Source organism: Gammaproteobacteria bacterium (assembly GCA_027296625.1).
Taxonomy (GTDB): Bacteria; Pseudomonadota; Gammaproteobacteria; order JAKEHO01; family JAKEHO01; genus JAKEHO01.
Window position 1 is genome coordinate 1 of the sequence record JAPUIX010000135.1, and the last position, 25,878, is coordinate 25,878.

A 25,878-nucleotide genomic window follows, 5' to 3' on the forward strand; every position below is an offset into this window, starting at 1 on the left:
GCTCGTACGCGACCGCGTTCCCCCCAGATCTCGATTTCGCTCACATAGGCGTGTCCGAAACCCCAATCCAGAAGGGCATGGATCCCGCATTTAAAGACGATCAGCGCAGAACCAGTCGTGTCCACCTTATAGCCTGCCTCACTCCCTAAGCAGGCAGCGAGAAAATCAGGCTCGTCACCTGTCAGACAACTTGCCGCGTGGAGTGTGTAGCAGCCAGCGTCCAAGAGTGCCCCGGCGCCAAGGGCTTTTTTGTAATTGTAAAACGGTAGGCAAAGCACGCGCTGCGAATACTCCTCCGTTATAGGGAGATGGTCGGGCCGATACCCAAGCCTGATTCCCATTGTTCCCGGTTGGATCGGGGATATTATGTGATTTCACTTGGTCTCAGTCTGAACACCATCATTCGCCGTGATATTTCGCCACGATTTCTTTCTGAATGGGTTAATCTCCAGCCTCATTCCGCTGATTGTTCCAGTTACTATGCTGAGAACGATACTGGCAAGACGATTGATAATAGCCACGCTGATAGCCAACTCCGGATTAACTGAGAACTGCATTAGCAAAAGAACCAACACGGCATCGTAGCCGCCTAATCCCATCGGCATCATTGACAGAATACCCGCAAACAAGCTAACGGTTGTAATCATAAAGATCACTCCCCAATCCAAATCAATGCCAAGTAATGAGAAGATAGCCCAGTGCCGCAGCACATGACTTGCGATATCCAACAACATAATGCAGGATGCCAGCGCAACAGAATGATATGTGATGGTAGTTAGGGCTCGTGTAAGTCCTCTAGCAGATTTGGCGACGGTATGCCCTATCCCACTTTCGCCGGCACTAGGAAAAAGTTTGGAACGTTGTTTCCAAATGAAAACTGTAAGGGCGAGAAGAAAAATCGATACAATATATATCATGATTAAATTGGTTTGTAGAATATTCTCTCTCGCCATTAGATAAACACCGGCTATACTGGTGAATCCCCAACAAGTGTAATTAATCAGACCATCCAGCATCAGCAATGTGGAGCAATGCATAATGCCAAGCCCAGCCCTGCGCTTTAGAAGATAAATCCTGGCCGGAAGGCCCATCTTTAGAGGCAAGGAAAAACTGATCAGTGCCGTCAATGAGAAGATATAAAACAGGATCCGATAGGCTGTATGTAACGAGCTTCGGAGATAGATGAACCAACGTAAAGGTTCTGCGAGGAAATGGGCGACCGTTGCCAACAGCAACGGAACTATATACATGAGATGAATTGAATCCGGCAGCGAGGGTAGGAATTCGCTCATCTTACCTATCGGCCTGCCCAGGCACCTTTAGAATCATCCAGCGGTGCAGGGACAACCCGCCGAACCAATTAAGCCGTCTATCCAACCAGGATGCACTACCGATGAGCATATTTAAACTTCGTGGAGAATGACGCAAAAGTAGCATTACTGGTAACAGGAGTGAGAAGAACAGCATGCCGCCAGTTGCGATTACAGTCACTCCCGCGCTGCGTGCGAGCGAAAGGTAATCTCGTGCATAAAATCCGTTTCCACCCGTGGAATTCTCCCTGCTTACGGGATGCAACCGTGCTACTAGGTCCATGTATTCTTGTCCTGGATCGAGAAAAAGCGCAACCCCACCCGGTTTCAATAGCTGGATCAGACTGCACATCACTTTTGCCCTGTCGCTCGCAGGGAGATACATGAGTGAGGTAATCGAGATTATGGTATTAAAAGATTGTGCCAAAAACGGCGCCTTCGACAAATCTGCGCAGACTACAGGGCGTCTGACGCTATCCTGATACAGCCTGCAAAAATTCATGGAGAAGTCCAGACCTGTAATGCTTATGTCAGGCCTGTTCACATTAATGATTTGGCTGATTCTTCCGAAACCACAACCTAGGTCTAATAGATTTGAACGGTTAACGACTAAGGGGAGAAATCTTTCGTTCAATATGCAGCTGTGATACTTGTGGATCTGTTTGTTGAGTTCCTTAGGTAGTTTTTTGAACAATACACTGGTTTCGTTACTGCCTTGTTCAGCAGCCCGTCGTTCCCAACGCTCGCGAATCTCATCATCGGGGACAGATGATTTCATAATTCGGTAGCGCGAATTACGCGCTGCGCCAAAATCCTGAGCTGCTGTGCCGATCGCTCGATAGACCAGCGCGTCCTCGCATACTGTCGCGATGCTTCGCCGATCTGCCGAAGTCGTTGCCGATCCGTAAGCGCTTGCTGTATTTTTTCGGCTAGGGATCTATGATTGCCAGATTTAAACACGAATCCCGTCTCTCCATCCTTGATGAGCGCTTTGAACAGCGCAAAATCAGGAATCACAACGGGCACACTTGCAGACATCGATTCTCTAACTGATGTCGGGATGAAGTGCTGAATCTGCTTGCTATAGGGAAAGACAAACAAGTCAACATGCGAAAATATTTCCGGCACGGTGACCACCGACTCAAATTTAACAGCATTTTCTGGCCATGAGTTGGATTTTGAGTTCAACACATATTTTCTGAAGGTGAGATTTTCAAATAGTGGTGATGCGATGATCAGTCGTACGCCGTCTTTCGCGAGGATAGCCCCTGTTTTAAGAAGTAGGTCCAAGCCCCTCACCTTAAGGACATGGTCAACTCTGTTCTTGTTCTGTTGATGCATTCCAGCCATGAACAGTACTGTCGGAGGGCCCGTTGATTTGAGATTGAGCGCTGGCCAGTGATCAAATCTCAGACCAGGATCTATTACGTCACCGTGCCAGTTATCCCGTTCCCCTAGCACTAAATGGCTGACGAGTCGATCAAGCTGCCCAGGCGACACCGATGCATCGATGGAATACATTATGGTCAGGCACGGCACACCATTCCGAGAACAGATACGGTCTACGCTGGCCATGTATGACTTATTGGCTAACCCGTAATATCGGCGGAAGGTTCCGTAGGGGAAGTGGCAAACGATCTCCGGGTGATTATCTTTGATAATCGAAGATAGATTACGCAGGATGCTGAGCAAATGCTGTGGCTTCCATCTACAGCACAAGATCCTATGCTCACACGGGAATGAGCTGTACTCGTGGGCCGGACGGCTCGTGAGGACGAAAAGCTGTTCGTGGCTCCAAAGCCAATCAACCAGATCACGGACAAAGTTTTTCCTGCCTTCCGTCCAGGGTGAACAGATTTCGGGCGCGACAATTAGAGTCTTCAAGATTTGGTACCAAATACTATGAACTGCTCTGCCAGGATTCGTAAGGGATTCGTCTTATGAAGTCTGCCAAACCAGAAAGCGAGATCCTGGGATATCAGCGCAGGAAGTATTAAATGTGTGCCTCCAATGCCGGTGATCCGTTGTACCCGAACACCTAATTCCTCGAACATGCGTTTTGTCGGATTGATCCGGTTGTAGATACTGTAAGGCGCAATGCGTCTATAACGTACAAGATTGTAGATTAAATAAGGGAGTGCCATGATCCAACGGCTGGACCAATTGTCGAAATCTACCAAGATATAACCTCCAGGCCTAAGTATTCTCAGCATCTCCCTTAGCAACTCGCGCTGCTCTTTATGAGGAAACAAATGCAAAAATCTTGTCGATACAACTAAATCGAAACTGGAATCGGGAAATGGCAACGAGGTTACGTCCGATTCCAAAAACTTCCCGTTCACTTCATGAACTGTTTTGACACGTTCCATGGCCTGTGTAAGCATCTCTGGTGTTAGGTCACAAGCAAGGAGACTGAAACCCAATTCGACCAAAAGAGCACTGGTATGTCCCGTCCCGCAGGCGACCTCGAGCAGGCTAAGATCACGGTCAAGCCGCCCTAGGGTTTCGCTAATGCCTTCATGGTGCAACAGCTGGAAAAGCTTTCCATAGCGTGATTCGTAACGTAAACGGTGATAGACGTTCGCTTCTTCTGCATAGAAATCTCTGAACCGCTTGGTATCGTTCATTTTTGCCTGCCCCGAAGAGTCCATTTCGAATCATTCAAAAAACATTACTATATTTATTAACCTTGATTGTGCTTACGTTTAATATAGGTGGTTTAAAAAGGCGCGCTCACACTGTGGTCACTCCTCCAACCCACCTGGAGTAGACGCCGTAGTTGTTGTCACTGGTGACGCTAGTCAAAAAATCTGCCCCGGTCGGTTAAGTGTAGTCGACCGTGCAAAGATCTGGTGCTCATCTGGCGTTTGCACTGGTAGCGGCCATGTAAACGTGCTTCTATAATTAGACACAATTGATTATAAGCAAGTTAATTTCGGCGAGGGACGCAAGGGCCGCTTTGCTATCATTGTATATGTGGTGGGGTATCCGCCGTCACTCTCTTTTATTGCTGACATCGTACATACATTGAGAACGGATAGAAATCCTGGTACGCAAGATATGCGAGCAGTGGAATAAACGGTTTGTATTTTATTGGGCTTGATAATTTTTGGAATTTTCTGAGCCGTTACCTATGTGGGATCCGTGATGATGCAAAACGTCTGGCATCAAGAATAAAAGAAGAACTTCAGGATCGTCAGAATGTGACCGCATGAAACGTGGTGTCTCGGACAACCGAGACCATATTTTCAGCGAATTGCTCGAATGGGCACAAATAATATGTGTTGATTGGCTCAGCGGTTGATTGACACATAGGGGATTAACCAGATTTTACTAATAAAATATTGGCGACGTCGCGCTAGCCACAAATCCTCTGAACAGCACGAATGACGTCCTCCACATCGGTGTCAGTGAGTTTCGCCGATAATGGCAGGCTGACCGTTTGTTGGCCGATGCGCGTGGCATTGGGGTAATCTTTCGCTCGCCAGCCGAAGGTGCGTTGGTAGTACGGATGTTCGGGTATGCTCAAGTAATGGACCCCGACGCCGATGTTTTGCTGTGTCATGGCATCGAGGAAGGCGTCACGGCCCATCCCCGTTGCTTCTTCGTTGACTAATAGGGTGTAGAGATGATAGGCGTGGCGTGTGTCCGCTGGCGGCTCTGGGGGCCGGTAGATAGGGAGTTTACTGAAGGCCTGTTGGTAATGGTCCCAAATGGCCTTCCGGCGATTCCAATTTTTGTCTACGCGGGCCAATTGATGAATACCAATGGCCGCTTGGAGGTCCATCATGTTGTATTTAAAACCACAATCTTCAACCTGATAGTGCTTATACCCTACATCGCTAAAGCGTTTCCACGCGTCTTGACTCAGTCCGTGAAGCGCGAGGGACTTGATGCGTTTAATGTGTTCGGGATCGTGCGCGATGTTCATACCGCCTTCGCCGGTAACCACATTTTTCGTAACGTAAAAACTGAAGCAACCAAAATCTCCAATCGTTCCTGCTTTACGTCCCTTAAACTCTGTTTCGATGGCGTGCGCACAATCTTCGATGACGAGCAGTTTATGACGCTCTGCAATTTCCATGATTGCATCCATATCACAGGCACGTCCAGCAAAGTGGACAGGCAAAATAGCCCGTGTTTTAGGCGTAATACATGCTTCAATCGAATCTGGGTCAATGTTCATCGAATGCACATCGACATCCGCCAATACGGGCGTTGCGCCGGCGTGAATGATGGCATTCACCGTCGCACAAAAGGTCAATGCTGTGGTAATGACCTCATCGCCCGGCGCGAGATTAGCAGCACGTAAGCTAAGATGCAGCGCGGCTGTGCAGGAACTTAGAGCAGCGACTAAGGATGAATCGACTCCCTTATATCCGGCGAAATCGCCTTCGAATTGGGTAACCTTGGGACCGGTACCCAACCATCCCGAGCGCATCGTGACGAGGACTTCATCGATTTCGGCTTGCTCTATTTGCGGTGCACCGAACACCAGAAGTTCGCTCCGCATGGGGTCGAATTTGGGGGTTTGCTTTTTGGAGTTGTCGTTCAAGAGTGCGGTAGGATTTTATTGTTATTGCTTATCATAATTTGGTTGGCCTCAAACAGAGATTCGAACGTCCCGGCGTCGGTCCAACGGCCACGGCAAATATCGTATTGAAGCTGATTCTTTTCTATGTATGCATTGTTGACAGTGGTGATCTCAAACTCACCGCGCGCCGAAGGTTTAATACTTCGAATGATGTCGAAGATCTGATCATCGTAGAAGTAGAGCCCTATAACGGCGTACGATGATTTGGGATTGCTCGGTTTTTCCTGAATCTCAAGAACCTGATGCTCATCGAGCGCTGCAACGCCGAAGCGTTCCGGATCACCCACTTTTTTCAGGAGAACACGCGCACCTTTGTCTTGTTTCTGGAAATTGTCTGCATAAGGCGCAATGCTATATTCGAAAACATTATCGCCGAGAATAACGCAGATTTTTTCGGCTACGATGAAATCTTCTGCCAACGCGAGCGCGTGCGCAATTCCACCCACTTTCTCCTGAACTTTGTAGCTGAGGATGCACCCAAACTCCTCTCCACTACCAAGGCAGCGAACGACGTCGCCCATGTGCAGGGTACTGGTTACGACCAAAATGCTTCGAATCCCCGCACCTGTAAGCTGCCTGATCGGGTGGAACAGCATTGGCTCGGCGCCGACGGGGAGTAGGTGCTTATTTGTTGCTTTTGTTAGTGGATGCAGCCGTGTACCAAGCCCGCCGGCCAATATGACCCCTTTCATTGCTTAACCCAGTCCCAACCGTTCGCCCTGATAGCTTCCTGATATTACTCGTTCACACCAATCGAGATTTTTCATATACCAGTGGACCGTCTTACGTAAACCTGAAGCAAAGCTCTCCTGTGGTTGCCAGTCAAGTTCCGTCTGGAGCTTTTCAGTGCTCATAGCGTAGCGCAGATCATGTCCCGGGCGGTCAGTTACGAACTCTATGAGATTGCTGTGTGGGTTGTTGCCTTTGTTGGGACTGAGTTCATCAAGCAGGCCGCACAGCGTGTGGACTACTTCAATATTCGCCATTTCGCAGTGACCGCCGATGTTGTAACTCGCTCCGACCTTACCGCGCAGCAAGATCTGATATAAGGCGCGAACGTGGTCTTCTACATAAAGCCAGTCACGAACGTTCTTTCCCGTACCGTAAACGGGCAGTGGCTCTCCCTTCAATGCAGCCAGGATGATTAGTGGAATGAGCTTTTCTGGAAACTGATAGGGGCCGTAGTTGTTGGAACAGTTACTGATGGTGACGGGTAGACCAAAAGTATGATACCAGCTGCGTACTAGGTGGTCCGCCGCTGCCTTGCTTGCAGAATAGGGCGAGTTTGGCGCATACGGTGTCGTTTCGGAAAATGCTGGATCAGACGGTTCCAACGATCCGAAAACCTCATCCGTGGAGGTGTGGTGGAATCTGAAATTGCGTTGCTGCTCGGGTAGCAGGCCACGCCAATAGTCCCTTGCTGCCTCGAGCAGCGTGTAGGTGCCGACGATGTTGGAGTGAATAAAGGCGCTGGGAGAATCAATGGATCGATCAACATGCGATTCAGCTGCGAGATGTACAATCGCGTCGGGCGCAAAATCCATAACAATATTCCGCATAGCGGAAGCGTCGCATATGTCTACTTGTGCAAATGAGTAACGGGTAGAATCCTCAAAATCTTGAATGGTCAATAGGCTTCCAGGAAAAGTTAGCTTATCGACGTTAAAAATCTCGACATCGGTCTCGTCCAAGAGATACCGAATCAGGTTAGATCCAATAAAGCCGGCGCCACCGGTTACTAAGATTTTCAATGTTTAATCCCCAAATTATGGACAGGGCATTACCTTTGTGAACTTACATTGTATATGGGACATGAGGGCAGGCAAGATCAAAGGCCACTGAACTCATGTGATCTGTGACGTAGTTCTTTTTAAATGCTGTACGTTGGGCGAAGTCGGTTGAGCGTCTTTAATCGGATTGCATGACCGATGTTTTAGTTAGAGTAAGCCGGCAACGTGTGGCTCAATCGTCCTAAGGATGGCCTTGTATATTTTGGGATTACCCGCGGCGATGTTACCGCTCTGAAGGTAATCATGACCCCCATTCATGTCACTTACCAACCCACCAGCTTCTTGAACGAGGAGGACCCCCGCCGCCATGTCCCATTCTCGTAGCCCAAACTCCCAAAAGCCATCGAAACGGCCACAGGCCACATAGGCCAGATCTAAAGCAGCAGATCCGGCTCGTCTGATCCCGGATGTAGTGGGGAACAAAGACTTAAAGGTGGCAAGGTAGACCTCAAGTCGTTTTTGGTCTTTAAATGGGAATCCCGTGCCAAGCAGTGCGCCTTCCAGCTTAGTTTGTCGACTTACCCGGATCCGCCGATCATTCAATAAAGCCCCTGATCCGCGGGTGGCGGTAAACAGTTCCTGGCGAAGCGGGTCATACACGACGCCCTGTTCGAGCACGCCCTTGTGCATCAGCGCAATGGATACGGCAAACTGCGGGAAACCGTGAAGATAATTGGTAGTGCCGTCCAAAGGGTCGATAATCCATTGATACGCATCGTCTCCTTGTCTACCGCTCTCTTCAGCAAGGATGGCATGATGGGGATATGCCTTATGTATAGTTCGGATGATCGCGTCTTCGGCCTGCCGGTCCACCTCTGTGACGAAGTCATTGTACCCTTTTGTGGTTACCTCTAGGCCCTGAACCCGGTCCATATGTCTTACAATGATATCCCCAGCGGTACGGGCTGCGCGGGCAGCAATGTTGAGCATGGGGTGCATGTGGGATCTCTGCTTGTTTGGCCATGGGCATTGTACGGGCCGATTCACGATCATTGAAGGTTGCAACGACAAACCTGATGATTGCGGCATGACCTTGCAGATAGTTGACAATATTCGCATGGTGCTCGTCGCGACCAGCCATTCCGGCAATATCGGCGCGGCCGCCCGAGCGATGAAAGCCATGGGCCAGCGACGGCTCTACCTCGTTCGGCCAAAGACGTTCCCTTGTGCGGAGGCCACGGCGCGTGCCGCCGGCGCGGATGATGTATTAGCAGAAGCACAGATGTTTCGATCACTCCAGGAGGCCCTTGCGGGATGTGGCCTTGTTATCGGGACGAGTGCGCGCCAACGGAGCATCTCCTGGCCCACACTTGATCCGGTTGGTTGCGCGGGTCGGGTTGTGCAGGAAGCGCAAAGCGGTGAGGTCGCGTTAGTCTTTGGGCGCGAGCGCACAGGACTTACCAACGAAGAGCTCGATCTATGTAATTACGTTGTGCAGATACCTACCGATCCAGCATTTAACTCATTGAACGTGGCTGCCGCGGTTCAGATCATCAGCTATGAAATTATGAAGGCGGCCTCTAGCAACGATCGATCAAAGGATCACGATGAGGGTGACGCACCGCTCGCAACTGCCGAGCAGATGACACAATTCTACACGCATCTCGAGCGGTTAATGATCGAAATCACGTTTATGGATCCAGATAAGCCGCGCCGGCTCATGCGTCGCCTAAAGCGCCTCTTTAACCGCGCGCAACCCGATCAGAATGAGATCAATATACTGCGGGGAATACTGGCGGCCGCCGAGAAGGCGGTGAGAAATGCTCGTGATTAAGGACTATCCGGTGTTCTCGATTCGTACGCTCTCCTCACGGCGTGCCTCGACTGTGCCAATTCGCCAGGCTCTCTCCCCTGAATCTTGAAGACACCGTAAGGCATCTTGCGCGTCTTCTTCTGGGATGCAGGCAACCATACCGATCCCACAATTAAACGTTCGGTACATTTCCTTGGTCTCAATTCGGCCTTTCTCTTGCAACCACTGGAAAATTGGCAGGTGATCCCACGTGGATGCATCAATGTTCGCACACGCAGTTGACGGCAACATTCGAGGGATGTTTTCGATTAACCCACCACCCGTGATGTGTGCTAGGCCATGCACCGGCACCTTCACTATCAACTGGCGTATGGGTTGGACGTATACGCGAGTCGGTTCTAACAGGACAGCGCCAAGCGGCTCGCCAAAGAAGTCTTGCTCTAGGTCCGCTTTTCCCCGTGCTATCACTTTGCGGATGAGGGAGTAGCCATTGGCGTGAGGCCCGTTGGATGCAATACCGATAAGCGCGTCTCCGATTGTGACCTGATGCCCATCGATACAGTCGTCTCGTTCGACAATGCCAACGCAAAATCCAGCCAGATCATAGTCGCCCACGGCATACAGATCCGGCATCTCCGCAGTCTCGCCACCAACCAGTGCCGTGCCCGCCAGTTCACAGCCGTGGGCAATCCCGGAGATAACCTCCGTTGCCAGGTCCACGTCGAGGCGCGCACAGGCGTAATAGTCAAGAAAGAATAATGGCTCAGCACCCTGTACGATGAGGTCATTCACGCACATCGCAACGAGATCAATGCCGATGGTGTTGTGTTTGCCCATGGCGAGTGCGAGCTTCAGCTTGGTTCCAACGCCATCGGTGGTGGATACCAGGATCGGTTTCCGGTAATCAAGCTTTGACAGATCAAACAATGCGCCAAAGCCTCCCAATCGGCCCATGACGCCCGGGCGTTGTGTGCGATCCGCGATAGCTTTGATGCGATCGATCAGCCGGTCGCCCCGGTCGACGCTAACACCTGCGTCCTCATAGGTGAGAGGGGATTGATCACGAGAGCTCACGGGAAGTAATGGTATCGGGCAAGCCTGGGCCGCTGCAAATCTTGACTTGGGATGGGCTCTCGCATAGCGTGCCGCGCATGAGCCGTTACATACGTATCCTCTGCCTGATTGCACTCTTTTCCCCCGGGATATCATCCGCTGCGAATGTGTCTGGTCTGTACGAAGCGGAGGTACCCGTTATCGATCAAGCCGCTGCCACACGTGAGAAGGGGGTAGCAACAGCGCTTCGCGTGGTGTTGGTCAAGGTGACCGGTGACCGAAATGTGGCCAGCCGATCGGCTATTGTGCCTTTGCTGGAGGAGGCCCAGCGCTACGTCCAGCAATATCGTTATCGTGCGGTCTCGCCGACGACAGCCGATGGTTCAGTGTTGCCGGAGGAAAGCCTAGAGCTTTGGGTGCGTTTCGACGCTGGGACGCTTGATAAACGGCTCCGGGATCTTGGAGTGCCAATATGGGGGAAGCAGCGCCCGTCGACGCTCGTGTGGCTGGTGGTGGAAGATGAGGGCGGGCGTCGACTGATCGGCACGGATGAGGAATCCGAATATCTATCTGTTCTGAAAGAGCGGGCAAGCGTGCGGGGGATCCCAATGCTTATCCCTCTGCTGGACCTCGAAGACAATGCGCGTCTCAAGCCCAGCGATGTGTGGGGGGGGTTTAGAGAGCCTATCCTAAAGGCATCCGAACGATATCATTCGGACACGGTGCTTTCTGGGCGGATCGTGCCCATTTTTCCGGGACTGTGGGAGGCGCGTTGGGAATTTTATCTGGATGGACAGTCCGTAAGCTGGATCTCCCAGGGAGATCTTCCGGCATTTGTAATTGATGAAGGAATTGACACGCTTGCTGATAATCTAGCCGCGCGGTTTGTTCGTACAGGGGTGTATACAGAGAAAACTGGCGTGGAAGTGGTCGTAACGGATATCTTTAACGTGGACGAGTATGCGCGGACACTGCACTATCTGCAATCCTTAAAGGCGGTGACTGGCGTTCAGGTCAAACGTGTTGATCCTGGCAAAGTGACGTTTCTTGTCACGGCACATGGCGGTGCGGATGCAATCGCGCAAGCAGTTTCGCTAGGCAAAACGCTGGAGCGGATTACATATAGTGCCGGGCCGTCCTATCGATTGTTGCGCTAGTGAGGATCATCGCATCGTGGCGATTGGACAGGAGTCTTCTCTCGCGGCTGGTATTATGGATCTGATGTTCCCGCCACACAGATCGTACGAAATACCCCTTAATGCATCATGGACGTGATCGACCGTAGTGGTGTTCAATTGCCTCTCGGATTTGCTCCACAGGAGGCAGTTACCTTCGCGACATATCTTCCGGGTCCTAATGGCTATGTGGTCCGGTTTCTGCAACGTTTGTGCGACGGCATCGAAAAGGGAAGTGTTTACCTTTGGGGTCGACGTGACACGGGCAAAACTCACCTTCTGCAGGCGACTTGTCAGCAGGTCGCTGAGCACGGCGGAAGATCGGTGTATCTGCCGTTATCACAGATAGCTCGGCTATCCACGGGGGTGCTGGAGGATCTAGAGGAGCTCGACGTTATTTGTGTCGATGATGTTGACAAGATTGCGGGACACAGCAATTGGGAACAGGCGCTGTTTCATCTGTACAACCGTTTACGTGAGTGCAGCAAGCCCATGGTCGTCACCGGGCGGACCAGCCCACGGGCATTGGGCCTGCAACTCATTGATCTAACTACTCGGCTTGGCTGGGGGCTTGTGTTCCAGCTTAAGGCACTCGCCGATGATGAGAAGGTTAGGGCCTTACAGCAGTGCGCAGTGGCGCGTGGCTTTGAGCTACCCGTTGACGTTGGAGATTTTCTGTTGAGGCGCTGCCCGCGTGACATGGGGGCGCTGTTTGACTTATTGAATCAGCTGGATGAGGCATCGCTCGCGGCACAGCGCCGCCTCACCGTACCCTTTGTCAAGACCTTGCTTGATATCTAACGCACAAGCGCTCAAGCACTCGGAGCAAATTGACACCCGATCCAAAAAACACAGAGATAAAAGCACCGTTCGGTAGATCCTATCTGTAGAGGGATGTTATCTTTGCCTGCAGTGGCTGATGGGATGCTTCTCCGGTCAGGACCACGAGCACCCAGAAGGGGGGACGGCTATGCAGGTTAATCGCGTCGAGGCTAGTCAGGGCTGGGCTTGGATCACATGCGGATGGCGGCTCTTCATGGCCAGTCCCGGCCTGTGGATTGCTTTGCTAATCATCTACCTCGCCATTGAGGTGATCTTGTCATTCATACCCGGTGTTGGTGGGCTGATTCTGATGGTCATATCCCCGGCACTCTATGGGGGTATGCTCTACGGGGCCCGATCGCTTGATCGTGGAGGAGAACTCGGGGTTGGGCATTTGTTTATTGGTTTCACCGATCCCAAGATGCGCGGGCCGTTACTCAGCCTTGGGGGACTGCTTTTGCTCGCGCTCGTCGTGACGCTTGTCATTGGTCAAGTTCTTTCAGGCGGCGCGTTACTACCTGCACTTGGGCAGGCTCAGACAGGCCAGCCACAAGCGTTAGCAGGTGGTGTTTTGATCGCCGTGCTCGTGAGCCTTTCAATTTGGTTACTGGTGTTGATGGCCTTTATTTATGCGTCGCCACTGGTGATGTTTTCCGGTGGCAAACCGATACCTGCACTGAAAAGCAGTTTTGTGGCCTGTCTTCGCAACTTTCTACCGGTCTCGGTCTTCAGTCTCATTTATCTCGGCTTGGCGATCGTGGCCGCGATTCCATTTGGTCTGGGGTTTCTTGTCTTAATCCCTGTAACCTTTGGTGCCTTGTATTGCAGTTATAAGAGTATCTATGGGGATGGATGATGCGCCCTGCTGCACCTCTCGCGGGCTATTGGGGTTCCTCGTTACGTTGATTGCGTTGCCCTCCCAGAATTGAGCGCCTGTGTTATACGCGCAAGCCGCGTGCCGAGCGCAATGCAGAGTCTTTTTTCCTCCTCGGAAACCGCCCGATCACTGTCTACCCCCGCCACATGGGATGCCCCGTACGGCGTGCCACCACTCGTGGTGGTGAACAAATCGGATTCTTGGTATGGCAGGCCCACAAGCAGCATGCCGTGATGCAGCAGCGGCAGCATCATGGACAATAAGGTACTTTCTTGGCCGCCGTGAAGGCTTGCGGTTGAGGTGAAAACGGCTGCTGGTTTACCGCTCAATAGGCCGGATACCCAGAGATCACCGGTGCCGTCGAGAAAATACTTGAGTGGCGCCGCCATATTGCCGAAGCGCGTCGGGCTACCCAACGCCAGCGCCGCGCACTCCTTCAGATCGTCGTGAGTGGCATACGGTGCGCCGGCTGACGGAATAGGCTCTTCCACGGCTTCACAGACTTCGGAAACTGCCGGGACAGTACGGAGCCGTGCCTGGCAATCTGAGATTTCTTCGATGCCGCGGGCCACATACTGGGCCATCTGAGCGACGTTTCCGTGGCGAGAGTAGTAGAGCACGAGGATATCCATCGGCACATGTCCAGGTTAGAGGATTTCGAGAACCTTCTCGGGTGGACGTCCGATCCGCGCCTTGCTCTTGCTTAGAACAATGGGGCGTTCAATCAAAATGGGATAGTCAAGCATCGCCGAGATCAGCGCCTCTCGGCTCAACGCTTTGTCATCGAGTTTTTCTTGCTTATATACGCTCTCATTCTTTCTCATCAGGTCCCGGGGCTCCAATTCCAGCAACGCCAAGATTCTCTCTAGGGTCGCCCTGTCCGGCGGTGTCTTGAGATACTCGATGACATCCGGATCGATGTTTCGCTTGCGAATGAGATCGAGCGTCTGTCGAGATTTTGAACAGCGCGGATTGTGGTAGATAGTCACTTTCATAGAATGCCTATCCTTCGTCCTGTCTAAAGAAATGCTATTCTACTCGAGGTTGCGCCTGTCAATGAATAATTCCAATCTATCACGCTGACGTTGCCGCTTGAACTGTGTAAAACGGGTAAATATTAGATGACGGTCTATGATTCGCAAGAATTTGTTTGCGTTCTCATCGATGCTCATGTTGTCAATGACGTATAATCAAATCCAATGAAATCATTGCGGCGCTTCAACTAGCGTTCTGATCTGGACAGACTCTTATGCCAAGGCGAGTGCTTGACAAAATCATAAACCAATGCAAGTGGATCATGGATTTTCTTGTGTTTGTTACGAGACAGTTCATGGCCGACGGGTGTCAGCGAACTGCAGCATCGCTTTCCTATACGACGGTTTTGTCTTTGGTCCCGTTGATAGCCGTTATGTTCGTCGCTCTCAAGGCATTTCCGGTATACCAAGACCTCGGCAATGAAATCCAAGATTATATCTTTCGAAATTTTGTGCCCGCCGCGAGTGAATCCGTGCAGAGCCATATCCAGCAGTTTGCGACCCGTGCTACGCAACTGACTGCCGCCGGGATCATCTTTTTGGTGCTCATTGCGGTCATGATGATGGTAACCATTGAAAATGCCTTAAATAAGATTTGGCGGGTGCATGCAAAACGTCACGCACTATCGAGCTTCGCGATGTATTGGGCGGTACTCACACTCGGCCCGTTACTAGTCGGGGTGGGATTAGTAGCGACATCGTATGTCGTCTCGTTACCATTGGTTTCGGACGTGGAAGTACGGCTTGGTCTCAAGACCCGGTTTATTGCATGGACGCCCTTCGTAACGACAACGCTCGCATTTACGCTCTTGTACATGCTGGTGCCCAACCGACGCGTACCGTTTCGCCCTGCGGTAATCGGCGGTGTCGTGGCCGCGCTGTTATTCGAAGTGGCCAAGCGGGGCTTTGCCTTCTACGTCACACATTTCCCGACCTATGAGGCGATCTATGGCGCCCTGGTCAGCATTCCGCTGTTCCTGGTTTGGGTATATTTATCTTGGCTTGTGATCCTGCTCGGCGCAGAGATCACCCGTAGCCTGGTCACGTTTCCGACCTGGCGCCGACATGTCAAGGCATATGGTGATGAGGGCTTCTTTGTCGCCGCCTACCGTACCATCGGGCAGCTGTGGGAGGCTCAAAGGCGGGGTCGCTCGATTTCGACGGAGGAGATCGTCAAGAAGGAGCGGCGCATCGACGATGAGCGTGCCACGGCGGTGCTCGACCGGCTTGTGCAGGCCCGGTGGGTGCATCGGACGGCGTCCGGTAAGTGGGTCTTGTCGCGGGATCTGGGTCAGCAGACCTTGCTGGAACTCTACGAGTCGGTGCCAGGTCCCCTGCCTGTCACGAACGCGAGCGGGGGTCAGCAGGATGAGTGGGACACGGCCTTGCGTACTGTGCTCGAGGGTCAAGGCAAGTCGATGCAGGTCCCGTTAAAATCCCTTTATGAGGGCAGCCCGTAAGCTGCAACGGTTGCGTGGGGCTATGTGCGCTTGTAGCTGAATTGCTCCAGGGAGGCAGTTGACTCTAACAATTTATCTGCACGGACCTGGAACGTCTCCTCGCCTACACTGATCTCCAAGGAACGGCCTTCTTGGTATAGCCCGTTTGTTGTGATCAAAGAGATCTCTCGATCTTGTTCGGGTGTGGCAATAAGAATGGCCCGCCGATGTTCCGTATCAGCCGGCCCCCCAACGAGCGCACACACCGTTGCCGGTCGGACCTTCGATGCAAGGATCTGAATTCCCAATTTATGTTCCATGTTTTTATGGATCATCAACCAGCGCACGACACCGATTGTCCAATCGTCTTCGGTACCATTATGCCCGGGCATCTTAAGACCGACGAGTTCGCCGATGCGAACAGGCTGCTGGAGCTTTGCATTCTTGAATACGGCAAGGCCGCCAGGCCCCTGATTGATGACATTCCAGTTTTCTGCGGAATAGACGCGTGCGCGTTGCGCGGGTTGCCTCTGGTTGATCTTTTCCCGTACGATGATTTCGCCTTCCTCCTCCGCGTCCTGAATGGCTTTGACAAAGTCGTGTTGGCCGTTCAAGTAAAAGTAGGTGGCATTAATTCCGCAGGTTATCTCCATGGTTGTCGCCTTGGGCTCTCGCGGAAACGCTCGCCGGGGTGGGAGCCCCCAAACCTTCAATAAATGACCTAGCAGCACCTTCGCGTAGTGCGGGGAAAATTGAAGCCTCGCGTCCCGGCCATGTCCTGATTGGATCCGATCGAGATGCTGCTGGACGATGCCCTCCAATGGTCTGCAGTCAAATAAGCGATGATGGTCGGTGATCGTCTCAAACCGAAACTTTACATACGGTATCGGTCGCGTATCGCTCTTTAGATCCACAACAAAATACCCACTTGCTTCCTTGACTGGCTGAAATCCGCCTAGATGCGTTTGAGTTGCCCATTCCTCAAGCTGGTCGTAGATCTCCCAGATTGCGCCATAGGGGAGCTGGTGGGGATCGCCAACGGCCGCCAGCAGGATCTGTTTGTACGTATGGTCAATGGTTGTTTGCTTATCGCTGTCGTCGTCGGGCGTGTCTAGCAACGTCATATGTTCATTAAGCCGTTCCGCCAGTTCATAGATCGAGCTAAGCTCTCGCCACACATTCTTTGGCGTTGGCGCGTATCCTTGAAAACTGAGTATCAATGCATGCGCCAGGTAGTGCATGCCGAAGAGCATGCCTTCAATCGGTGGTTTGCTTTTTCCCCACAGTGATTTTTTTGAAACACTGTCATTCAATATGAGTTTGCAGGCAAAGGCCATTTCAACAGCAAGCTTTTTCATCGCCGCAACCTGCATGTGCGCTGTCTCGATGCTCTGGAGATTCCGTTCAGCGCTGGACTTGATGCGGGACTCGATAAAGTATTGATAGGGACGGTGATAAAGCTGCACCAGTTCAAGCCGAGTCGAAGGCTTGACGGATTGTATGTTGGTTGCTCGGAGCGCCGCCTGTAGAAGCTGACTGGTGCTTTCAAAATCAGTGTAGGGCAGGGAATTCAGCCATTCCTCGACATGGATGGGACGGGTTTCGACGAGCTTACCTTTCGCGGTGTCTCTTGTCGGGATGGAATCTTGTTCGGGATTCATGTGCCTTCGTCCCATTCAACGGTCATGCTGAGGGAGCAATCGGTTTCGGCCCGAGTGCAGCATTGCAGGGGGAGTCTGTTATGGGCACGCGTCCCGTAACGGCTTGCAACTGATCGACTTCGTTGGGCCTCGTCTGGCTCACTGCTCTGGGCCTCTTTTTGTCTGTGCCGCCGCGCACCGGGCACGCGGGGCCTGAATGCTAAATATAACCACAACGCAATAAGGTTTCCAGAAAAACGGGAGGGCCTGGGGAGGCACCGGCGGGGGTTATCATCAAGGCAGCGGGGCCCCGAAACGCCAGACGGGGACGCTTTGCGCCTATTGGGGTAAGCCTTACCCCATCTAAAGGGTCAGTGCCTCATACTCGTCGTGACGTTGCAATTTCCGGCCTGATCGGGGACATTTTTAGCCGTTTTGTGGATAGCAACCAAGGTTACCCATGACGGGGTGTAGGCACTGCTTTGTGTCGGGACGCGTTCAGGGCGTGTTTTTCCGGGCCGAGACGGGCCAGCAGGCGCGAGGACTCGGTCTTACCGGCTGGGTGCGTAACGTGCCGGACGGGCGGGTCGAGGTGATGGCCTGTGGCAAGCCCACTGACGTGGAACAGCTGTGTGCCTGGCTGTGGCACGGTCCTGACTTCGCAGAGGTCACAAATGTGACATGCGAGCCGGCGGACGATCAGGGCCTTGATCGTTTTGAAGTCCGCTAAATCGGCGCGACTTCGGTTGGCATGGTCAGCGCGCTTTTCGAGATTCTGGACTCGATAAATGGAATGACTTCGCTGAGTGGCACCTGTTGAGATTCGGCATCGACTCGCCCCTTATACTCCGCTTCCTCGATATCGAGTCCTCGATCGCTGACAACCAGTCTGTGCGGGATACCGATAAGCTCCATGTCGGCAAACATGACCCCGGGCCGTTCTTGGCGATCATCCAGTAATACCTCGATGCTCGCTGCGGACAACGTGTTGTAAAGTGTCATAACGGCGTCGCGCAGCCTGCGTGATTTGTGCATATTTATCGGTATAAGCGCGAGAGCGAAAGGCGCGATCGCCGTCGGCCAAATAATCCCGTGTTCATCGTGATTTTGTTCTATTGATGCGGCGACAATTCGGGAAACGCCAATGCCATAGCACCCCATAATCAGGTTCACAGCATCACCGTTCTCGTCGAGACACACAGCCTTCATCGTTGCACTGTACTTATCGCCCAGCTGAAAGATGTGTCCTACCTCGATGCCGCGGGCGATATCCAGGGTGCCTTTCCCATCCGGACTGGGATCGCCTTTGATTGCGTTTCGAACGTCAGCGACCTTCGGCTCGGGCAAGTCACGTCCCCAGTTGACTCCGATCAGGTGTTGCCCTGCTTCATTGGCACCGCACACGAAGTCTGCGAGGTGCGCGGCCTGATGATCGACAATCACAGGAACCATGAGGCCTACAGGGCCAATGGAACCAAGCTCACAACCGATAACTGCGCTGACCTCGGCTTCGTCAGCGAAAGTAAGCGGGGCAGCGACCTCAGGTAACTTTTCAACCTTCACTTTGTTGAGTTCATGATCGCCCCTCAGCACGATTGCAACCAGACCGCCGTCCGAACCCGTAACCAATAGCGTCTTTGCGCAGCGCTCGGGGGGCACTTTTAGGTAACGGCTTACCTCCTCGATGGTGTGCTGGTTGGGAGTGTTAACGCGTTGCATCACCTCTTTAAGTTTCGGCCGCGGGCCCTTCGGTGGGAGGGCTTCTGCCAATTCAAGGTTTGCGGCATAGCTGTTCTCATTATTGAAAGCAATGCGGTCCTCGCCGGAGGATGCCAGCACATGAAACTCGTGGGATAAGCTTCCCCCGATGTTCCCCGTTCCGGCACGAACGGCTCGAAACTTCAAGCCCATGCGGGTGAAGATGCGCGAATAGACCTCATACATCAGTTCATAGGTTTCTTGCAACGAACCTTGAGTTAAGTGAAACGAGTAGGCATCCTTCATTAGGAATTCGCGGGCCCGCATGATGCCAAAACGCGGTCTCACCTCATCCCGGAACTTAGTTTGGATTTGGTAAAAGTTCGCTGGGAGTTGTTTGTAGCTACGGATCTCGCGGCGGACCAGGTCTGTGATGATCTCTTCATGCGTAGGGCCGAGGCAGAAGTCACGCTGATGCCGGTCCTTCAGGCGTAACAACTCAGGACCATACTCGTCCCATCGGCCCGACTCTTGCCAGAGTTCAGCCGGCTGGACACCGGGCATCCACAGCTCCTGTGCGCCGACGGCATCCATCTCGTCGCGAATGATCGCTTCCACCTTGCGTAAGACCCGTAATCCCAGTGGCAACCAGGTATAGATGCCGGCGGCCAGCTGACGGACCATACCGGCGCGCACCATTAACTGGTGACTTACGACCTCCGCGTCAGCCGGTGGATCCCTCAGTGTCGCCAGCAGAAATTGGGAAATACGCATGGTGATGTAGCACGCCCGGATGAAGAGATTGCGGATTCTACCCCAAACGGGGCCGCAAGCGCATGGCGTCGTGTCGTGACCACCCGGCTAACTAGGTCGTTGGTTGGGATGTTGGGTATGAAACGCTCGCGGAGCCGATGCAAGTCTCCTTTCCTGGGAGATGGCTTCTACCAGCCGAAAATTGATCGCAAATTACTTGCAATACTTATCGACGTCTGCCTGGTACTTTTTGATGGCCGCCCGGTGTTCCTCGTCGGTTCGTATGACCCACTCGCCCGATTCATCCTTTGAACGTACTCGTCGCCTATTTTGTAGTTCTGTGAGATTTCTTGTTGCGATCTGACAGTTCGTTGCCATAGCCGCCTTAAGCTCGTTGGCCTTACGCTGCTCTTCGGCCTGTGTTGCCCTTTCCTTACGTAATGTGTCTAGCTGCCTCTGAGTCTCTTGCAATTCATTGATTGCATCGTCCGAATCCGCCGGCTGCGGCGGCGGTTTGATGGACTCCGCTTGCTGACCAGGGGGGGGATTCTGCCCGTAATGCACCACACCTTCTTCATCAATCCATTTATAGATTCTGGCGGACAGCGGAGATGATCCAAACACCCACAGGAGTAACAAGGTGGCGAGTAACACAGTGACTGGTGTGAGTTTCTGCATTGGCCTTGATCTCAAGCACGCCGGCACGCTGTCGCTTACAGTGAAGCATATCTTGGCCAGCGGCGCTATGCACAGGCCCCCGAAAACGACGGGTGCCGGAACAACCCAGCCCGCCAAGCTGAAGCTCCCGTGGCAGGCTGGGCGCCCGTCGTTGAGGTGCCCGGTGCGCCTAGTGGGGGCCGCATCTTGACCTCTGGAGCGAATGCCAGTAACGTTTTGTAGTTTCACTGTATTTTTTGTGTGTTCACAGTAATGTTTGGAGTTGTTGGGTGTGGGCAAGTCAAGAGAAAACCTGCGCGGTGCTGAAATCTTCGTCCGCTGCTTAAAGGATGAAGGGGTCGAGCATATTTTTGGCTACCCCGGTGGCGCCGTGCTACACATCTATGACGCGCTGTTTAAACAGGATGATGTAAAGCATATCCTGGTTCGCCACGAGCAAGGCGCCACCCATGCAGCCGACGGGTATGCGCGTGCGACTGGCAAACCTGGTGTCGTGCTCGTCACCTCGGGTCCAGGCGCCACGAACTGTGTTACAGGCATCGCCACCGCCTATATGGACTCTATCCCGATGGTGGTTTTTACCGGACAGGTGCCGACACAGCTCATTGGCAATGATGCATTCCAGGAGGTCGATGCCATTGGCATCACGCGCCCCTGTGTGAAGCATAACTTCCTGGTTAGGGACGTAAGGGATCTGGCGTTGACCATCAAGAAGGCATTTTATATCGCATCGAGCGGCCGTCCCGGGCCCGTTGTGGTGGATGTTCCCAAGGACGTGACCGCTGATACCTGCGAATATGACTATCCTGAACACGTTGAGCTACGGTCCTATAGGCCAGTGACCAAGGGGCATCCAGGCCAGATAAAGAGAGCCGTGTCGCTGATCCTGTCGGCCAAGCGCCCGATGATCTATTCGGGTGGGGGCGTCATTCTCGATGATGCCAGTGACGCGCTTGTCGAGTTCACGCAACGTTTAGGGTACCCCATAACCAATACCCTCATGGGACTCGGCGGTTATTCAGCTACGGACAAGCAATTTATCGGTATGCTCGGGATGCACGGGACCTACGAGGCTAATATGGCGATGCATCAATGTGATGTGCTGATTGCGATTGGTGCTCGCTTCGATGACCGGGTGACGGGGGATCTGGAGAAATTCTGTCCCGAAGCGAAGATCGTGCACATCGACATTGATCCTTCATCCATATCCAAGAACGTTCCTGTTGATATACCGATTGTTGGCAGTGTGGGCAACGTGCTGCGTGACATGATCCAGTTGATCAAGCAAGGTAAGGTCAAGCCGGATCAAAAGGCCCTTGACGCTTGGTGGCAGCAGATCAAGCAGTGGCAGAGCATGGACTGCCTCAAGTACAACAGGAAGAGTAAGGTTATCAAGCCGCAATACGTTCTTGAGAAGCTCTATGAGCTGACCAAAGGCGACGCCTATGTAACTTCTGACGTCGGCCAGCACCAGATGTGGGCAGCGCAATTCTATAAGTTTACCAAGCCTCGGCGCTGGATTAACTCGGGCGGGCTTGGCACTATGGGATTCGGACTACCCGCTGCCATGGGCGTGCAGGTACGCTTTCCTAATGAAGTCGTCTGTTGCGTTACTGGTGAGGCCAGTCTGGTTATGTGTATTCAGGAACTATCAACGTGCAAACAATATGACCTGCCGCTCAAAATCATTAACCTCAACAACCGCTATATGGGGATGGTCCGCCAGTGGCAAGAATTTTTCTACGCTGGGCGCTATTCATATTCCTATATGGAGGCATTACCGGATTTCGTCAAGTTGGCAGAGAGCTTCGGTCATGTTGGCATGCAGATCAAGCAAACGGGTGACGTAGAAGCCGCATTAAAGGAAGCGCTAGGAATGAAGGATCGTCTGGTGCTTATGGATTTTATCACTGACCAGACCGAGAACGTTTATCCCATGATCGCATCGGGTAAGGGCCAGCATGAGATGCACCTTTCGCCAGAAAGGGAACTGGCCTGAACATGCGCCATATCCTGTCGTTATTGTTGGAAAATGAAGCGGGCACACTCTCACGAGTTGCCGGGCTATTCTCCGCACGCAGTTACAATATCGAATGTCTCACGGTTGCCCCGACTGAAGATCCGACGGTGTCGCGCATGACGCTGGTTACTGACGGGTCGGACGAGATCATCGAGCAGATCACGAAACAGCTGAACAAGATGATCGATGTGATCAAGGTCGTTGACCTGGAGAACAATAAGCACATTGAACGGGAGTTGGTGCTGGTCAAAATCATGGCCAAGGGCGCTAGTCGGGATGAACTTAAAAGGCTTGTCGACATTTTTCGTGGTCGTGTCATTGATGTCACAGAAACCACATATACCATCGAACTGACTGGTAACGGTGGCAAGGTCAATGCATTTATCGAAGCACTCGACAAAAAGTCGATTATTGAAGTCGTGCGTTCCGGTGTGTCGGGCATCGCCCGTGGCGATAAAGGGGTGCACGTCTAAGCCATCATACGGTTTAATGAACGTGGCCCCAATGCCGGTGCCGTCAGATTAATTTAGCAAGGGGCATCGAAAAATGAATATCTATTATGACAAGGACGCTGATCTTGCTCTGATTAAGGGGAAACAGGTCGCCATTGTTGGTTACGGCTCCCAAGGACATGCCCATGCCAACAACTTGAATGATTCCGGCGTCAGGGTTGTGGTCGGCCTGCGCAGTGGGTCCCCCTCCGAGGCGAAGGCCAAGGCTGCTGGGATCACTACAAAGCCCATTGATGAGGCAGTCAAGGGCGCGGATGTCGTTATGATCCTCGCGCCCGACGAGGACCAAGCTCGTTTATATCGAGAAGCGATTGAACCGAATATCAAGCAGGGAGCCGCGTTGGGCTTTGCCCACGGTTTTAATATCCATTTTGGACAGATTGAGCCGCGCGCCGATTTGGATGTGATCATGGTTGCGCCCAAGGGGCCAGGGCATCTGGTACGTTCCACATACGTCCAGGGAGGTGGGGTCCCATGCCTTATCGCCGTCTTTCAAGACGTGTCCGGAAAGGCAAAGGACATCGCATTGTCTTATGCATCGGCGAATGGTGGTGGACGCGCAGGCATCATCGAAACCACCTTCCGCGACGAGACGGAGACTGATCTGTTCGGCGAACAGGTGGTGCTCTGTGGCGGGATGACGGCATTGGTTCAAGCGGGATTTGAGACCTTGATTGATGCCGGTTATGCACCGGAGATGGCCTACTTTGAATGTCTCCATGAGCTAAAATTAATCGTTGACCTGATGTATGAAGGCGGCATCGCCAATATGCGCTACTCAATATCGAACACTGCGGAATACGGCGATTTCACCCGTGGCCCCCGCATTATTAATGATGATACCCGCGAGGAGATGAAACGGATCCTTGCCGAAATCCAGAACGGCGCATTTGCCCGCGAGTTCATTCTGGAGAACCAGGCAGGTGCAGCGACGCTCAAGGCCATGCGTCGCAGGGGGCTTGAGCACCCCATCGAGCGAGTAGGGGCAGGTTTAAGGGAAATGATGCCGTGGATTAAGGCTAATCGATTAGTGGATCAGGCAAAAAACTGATAACAGCCGCTGTGTGAGGCGACTTTTTGAAAAGCAAGGATGCAGAGGCGGTTCTCGGATGAACCTATTAAACAGTATCTCATAGAAAAGGCGGTTGCGTATCGGGAAGTCGATCGATCCAACATAATTCAGCACGATGCCTACAAACCGCTATCCGGTAATTGCCCGCGAAGGTTGGCCAGTTCTGTTGGCTATTGCGATGATCGCAATTGTCCTTAACAACGTGATTGGCTTGCTTGCTGCCGTTCCCGTGTGGGCGTTGTTTGGCAGCATGGTGTATCTTTTTCGCGATCCGCCTCGCAATGTGCCAGCTAGTCCGCTCGCCGTTGTGAGCCCTGTGCACGGCACAGTCATCGTGGTGGACAATGTGCGAGATCAGTGGCTCCAGCGCGAAGCGCAGCATGTCCAGATCAAAATGTCCTGTGTGGAGATTTTTTCCTTACGCAGTCCAATTGAGGGTAAGCTGATAAAGCAATGGTCATCCCGCTTCAAAGATGACGGCCTGGTCGGGCGCGATAACCAGCAACATGCGTTCTGGATCCAGACGGACGAGCAGGATGATGTCCTTTTCGCGGTAACGGCTCCCGGTTTGACTTCCCGTCTCAGATTCTATGTGAGCCCTGGCGAAAGGGTGGGGCAGGGCCAACGGTGCGGCTATCTATATTTTGGTGGTGTCGTCGATGTGCTAGCGCCCGTCAATACACGGGTCAGCATCAACGTCGGTGATAAGGTTATTGCCGGTTCGTCGGTCCTCGCCCAGTTGGTCCATGAAAGTGGTGTTACGGTGCTCTCAGCGGTGGGCGCTGCGCCCGTCAACAAAACTTTGGAACGAATTTAGGCCAGTCCAACGTGGAAAAACGTCGCAGAGGAATCTATCTACTGCCGAATCTGTTTACGACAGCTGCATTGTTTGCTGGTTTCTATGCCATTGTGGCTGCTATGAACAGCCGTTTTGGCGTGGCCGCCATCGCTATTTTCATCGCCATGGTTCTCGACGGCATTGATGGCAGGGTCGCTCGGCTGACAAACACGCAGAGCGACTTTGGTGTGCACTATGACAGTCTGTCCGATATGGTATGTTTTGGCCTTGCGCCGGCCCTTATCATGTACCAATGGTCGCTGTTCGGGTTGGGAAAGGTGGGTTGGTTGGCCGCCTTCATCTATGCAGCAGCTGCTACATTGCGTCTTGCCCGCTTTAACACCCAAGTAGGGATCGCCGACAAGCGCTATTTCCAGGGCCTTGCAACTCCTGCGGCAGCGGCCCTCATTGCAGGGACTGTTTGGCTTGGCGACCGCTACGGGCTAAGGGACGGGACCACCGTTATTCCCTTTGCTTTCTGCATAACCATTGCGGCGGGGCTATTGATGGTCAGCAACATTCGATACCATAGTTTTAAGCAGCTCGACCTAAAAGGCCGGGTGCCTTTTGTCACGGTCTTGGTTATCGTGTTTGTGTTTGTATTTGTATCAATCGAACCCTCCCTCGTGCTATTTTCGCTCTTTATGCTCTATGCCTTGTCTGGCCCCGTTATGACCTTGGCTGTTTTGCGAAAGCATCGTGCAGCTCGTAAGTCACTTGACACCTCAAGGGATGCCGAGCGCAGGTAGGGCTTGGAAAACTCGCGGAATCCCGCTATATTCTTAACGGGTGAAGCGAGAAAATGATTTGGGAACCCCTG

At 52.6% G+C, this 25,878-nt stretch carries 26 protein-coding genes; 11 read left to right on the forward strand and 15 right to left on the reverse strand.

The window, feature by feature from the left end:
• The 9 genes from O6944_07570 to suhB form a co-directional block, all read right to left on the reverse strand.
• Positions 1–341, reverse strand: a 341-nt coding sequence (locus O6944_07570) for a hypothetical protein (GenBank protein ID MCZ6718988.1), incomplete at its 3' end; no start/stop codon positions are given.
• 33 nt (positions 342–374) lie between these two features.
• The gene (locus tag O6944_07575) at positions 375–1,292 is read right to left on the reverse strand and encodes a lysylphosphatidylglycerol synthase transmembrane domain-containing protein (GenBank protein ID MCZ6718989.1); all 918 of its coding nucleotides are present in this window, start codon (positions 1,290–1,292) and stop codon (positions 375–377) included.
• Position 1,293: 1 nt separating this feature from the next.
• Entirely contained in the window at positions 1,294–2,088 is a 795-nt protein-coding gene (locus O6944_07580; protein ID MCZ6718990.1) for a class I SAM-dependent methyltransferase, read from the reverse strand.
• Positions 2,085–3,002, reverse strand: coding sequence for a glycosyltransferase family 4 protein (locus O6944_07585; protein MCZ6718991.1), 918 nt, complete (start codon positions 3,000–3,002; stop codon positions 2,085–2,087). The genes O6944_07580 and O6944_07585 overlap by 4 nt, the downstream gene beginning before the upstream one ends.
• A 188-nt stretch (positions 3,003–3,190) precedes the next feature.
• On the reverse strand, positions 3,191–3,937 hold the full coding sequence (locus O6944_07590) for a class I SAM-dependent methyltransferase (protein ID MCZ6718992.1): 747 nt from the start codon (positions 3,935–3,937) through the stop codon (positions 3,191–3,193).
• A 731-nt stretch (positions 3,938–4,668) separates the two neighbouring features.
• The gene (locus tag O6944_07595) at positions 4,669–5,823 is read right to left on the reverse strand and encodes a DegT/DnrJ/EryC1/StrS family aminotransferase (protein ID MCZ6718993.1); all 1,155 of its coding nucleotides are present in this window, start codon (positions 5,821–5,823) and stop codon (positions 4,669–4,671) included.
• Between the two features lie 38 nt (positions 5,824–5,861).
• Positions 5,862–6,596, reverse strand: a complete 735-nt coding sequence (locus O6944_07600; GenBank protein ID MCZ6718994.1) for a sugar phosphate nucleotidyltransferase — start codon at positions 6,594–6,596, stop codon at positions 5,862–5,864.
• 3 nt (positions 6,597–6,599) lie between these two features.
• Positions 6,600–7,655 carry a dTDP-glucose 4,6-dehydratase gene (rfbB, locus tag O6944_07605; GenBank protein ID MCZ6718995.1) on the reverse strand — a complete coding sequence of 352 codons (1,056 nt, stop codon included), beginning with the start codon at positions 7,653–7,655 and terminating at the stop codon, positions 6,600–6,602.
• Between the two features lie 186 nt (positions 7,656–7,841).
• The gene (gene suhB, locus O6944_07610; GenBank protein MCZ6718996.1) at positions 7,842–8,633 is read right to left on the reverse strand and encodes an inositol-1-monophosphatase; all 792 of its coding nucleotides are present in this window, start codon (positions 8,631–8,633) and stop codon (positions 7,842–7,844) included.
• Positions 8,634–8,721: 88 nt separating this feature from the next.
• On the opposite strand from suhB, the gene trmJ reads away from it, so the two are divergent.
• Complete coding sequence (gene trmJ / locus O6944_07615) at positions 8,722–9,468, forward strand: tRNA (cytosine(32)/uridine(32)-2'-O)-methyltransferase TrmJ (protein ID MCZ6718997.1); 747 nt, start codon at positions 8,722–8,724, stop codon at positions 9,466–9,468.
• A gap of 3 nt (positions 9,469–9,471) precedes the next feature.
• Here trmJ and purM read toward each other — a convergent pair whose 3' ends face one another.
• The gene (purM, locus tag O6944_07620; GenBank protein ID MCZ6718998.1) at positions 9,472–10,536 is read right to left on the reverse strand and encodes a phosphoribosylformylglycinamidine cyclo-ligase; all 1,065 of its coding nucleotides are present in this window, start codon (positions 10,534–10,536) and stop codon (positions 9,472–9,474) included.
• Positions 10,537–10,598: 62 nt separating this feature from the next.
• Here purM and O6944_07625 point away from each other — a divergent pair, with 62 nt between their 5' ends.
• From O6944_07625 to O6944_07635, 3 genes are all read left to right on the forward strand, one after another.
• Entirely contained in the window at positions 10,599–11,657 is a 1,059-nt protein-coding gene (locus O6944_07625; GenBank protein ID MCZ6718999.1) for a DUF2066 domain-containing protein, read from the forward strand.
• 108 nt (positions 11,658–11,765) lie between these two features.
• Positions 11,766–12,476: a DnaA regulatory inactivator Hda gene (hda, locus tag O6944_07630; GenBank protein MCZ6719000.1), complete on the forward strand. Its 711-nt coding sequence runs from the start codon at positions 11,766–11,768 to the stop codon at positions 12,474–12,476.
• 169 nt (positions 12,477–12,645) lie between these two features.
• Positions 12,646–13,353, forward strand: coding sequence for a BPSS1780 family membrane protein (locus tag O6944_07635; protein ID MCZ6719001.1), 708 nt, complete (start codon positions 12,646–12,648; stop codon positions 13,351–13,353).
• Positions 13,354–13,394: 41 nt separating this feature from the next.
• On the opposite strand, the gene wrbA is transcribed toward O6944_07635, so the two are convergent.
• Positions 13,395–14,006, reverse strand: coding sequence for an NAD(P)H:quinone oxidoreductase (wrbA, locus tag O6944_07640; GenBank protein MCZ6719002.1), 612 nt, complete (start codon positions 14,004–14,006; stop codon positions 13,395–13,397).
• Positions 14,007–14,021: 15 nt separating this feature from the next.
• The gene (gene arsC / locus O6944_07645) at positions 14,022–14,369 is read right to left on the reverse strand and encodes an arsenate reductase (glutaredoxin) (GenBank protein ID MCZ6719003.1); all 348 of its coding nucleotides are present in this window, start codon (positions 14,367–14,369) and stop codon (positions 14,022–14,024) included.
• A 254-nt stretch (positions 14,370–14,623) separates the two neighbouring features.
• On the opposite strand from arsC, the gene O6944_07650 reads away from it, so the two are divergent.
• Complete coding sequence (locus tag O6944_07650; GenBank protein ID MCZ6719004.1) at positions 14,624–15,868, forward strand: virulence factor BrkB family protein; 1,245 nt, start codon at positions 14,624–14,626, stop codon at positions 15,866–15,868.
• A 20-nt stretch (positions 15,869–15,888) separates the two neighbouring features.
• Here the strand turns inward: O6944_07650 and O6944_07655 are convergent, their stop codons facing one another.
• Positions 15,889–17,508, reverse strand: coding sequence for a hypothetical protein (locus O6944_07655; protein ID MCZ6719005.1), 1,620 nt, complete (start codon positions 17,506–17,508; stop codon positions 15,889–15,891).
• A gap of 439 nt (positions 17,509–17,947) precedes the next feature.
• On the opposite strand from O6944_07655, the gene O6944_07660 reads away from it, so the two are divergent.
• Positions 17,948–18,217: an acylphosphatase gene (locus O6944_07660; GenBank protein MCZ6719006.1), complete on the forward strand. Its 270-nt coding sequence runs from the start codon at positions 17,948–17,950 to the stop codon at positions 18,215–18,217.
• On the opposite strand, the gene O6944_07665 is transcribed toward O6944_07660, so the two are convergent.
• Together O6944_07665 and O6944_07670 are read right to left on the reverse strand one after the other, a co-directional pair.
• A complete protein-coding gene (locus O6944_07665; protein ID MCZ6719007.1) occupies positions 18,214–19,959 on the reverse strand; it encodes a proline--tRNA ligase in 1,746 nt (581 codons plus the stop codon). The two genes, O6944_07660 and O6944_07665, sit on opposite strands and share 4 nt — an antisense overlap.
• Positions 19,960–20,151: 192 nt before the next feature.
• The gene (locus O6944_07670) at positions 20,152–20,616 is read right to left on the reverse strand and encodes a DUF4124 domain-containing protein (protein ID MCZ6719008.1); all 465 of its coding nucleotides are present in this window, start codon (positions 20,614–20,616) and stop codon (positions 20,152–20,154) included.
• 271 nt (positions 20,617–20,887) lie between these two features.
• Between O6944_07670 and O6944_07675 the strand changes: the two genes are divergently transcribed.
• The 5 genes from O6944_07675 to pssA all read left to right on the forward strand — a co-directional run bounded on the left by O6944_07675 (position 20,888) and on the right by pssA (position 25,807).
• Positions 20,888–22,615, forward strand: a complete 1,728-nt coding sequence (locus tag O6944_07675; protein ID MCZ6719009.1) for an acetolactate synthase 3 large subunit — start codon at positions 20,888–20,890, stop codon at positions 22,613–22,615.
• Between the two features lie 2 nt (positions 22,616–22,617).
• Complete coding sequence (gene ilvN, locus O6944_07680; GenBank protein MCZ6719010.1) at positions 22,618–23,109, forward strand: acetolactate synthase small subunit; 492 nt, start codon at positions 22,618–22,620, stop codon at positions 23,107–23,109.
• A gap of 73 nt (positions 23,110–23,182) precedes the next feature.
• Positions 23,183–24,199 carry a ketol-acid reductoisomerase gene (gene ilvC, locus O6944_07685; GenBank protein ID MCZ6719011.1) on the forward strand — a complete coding sequence of 339 codons (1,017 nt, stop codon included), beginning with the start codon at positions 23,183–23,185 and terminating at the stop codon, positions 24,197–24,199.
• A 136-nt stretch (positions 24,200–24,335) separates the two neighbouring features.
• Positions 24,336–25,037, forward strand: coding sequence for a phosphatidylserine decarboxylase (locus O6944_07690; GenBank protein ID MCZ6719012.1), 702 nt, complete (start codon positions 24,336–24,338; stop codon positions 25,035–25,037).
• 11 nt (positions 25,038–25,048) lie between these two features.
• Positions 25,049–25,807 (forward strand): CDP-diacylglycerol--serine O-phosphatidyltransferase, encoded by a 759-nt coding sequence (pssA, locus tag O6944_07695; GenBank protein ID MCZ6719013.1) that lies wholly within the window; start codon positions 25,049–25,051, stop codon positions 25,805–25,807.
• Positions 25,808–25,878 lie beyond the last annotated feature (71 nt).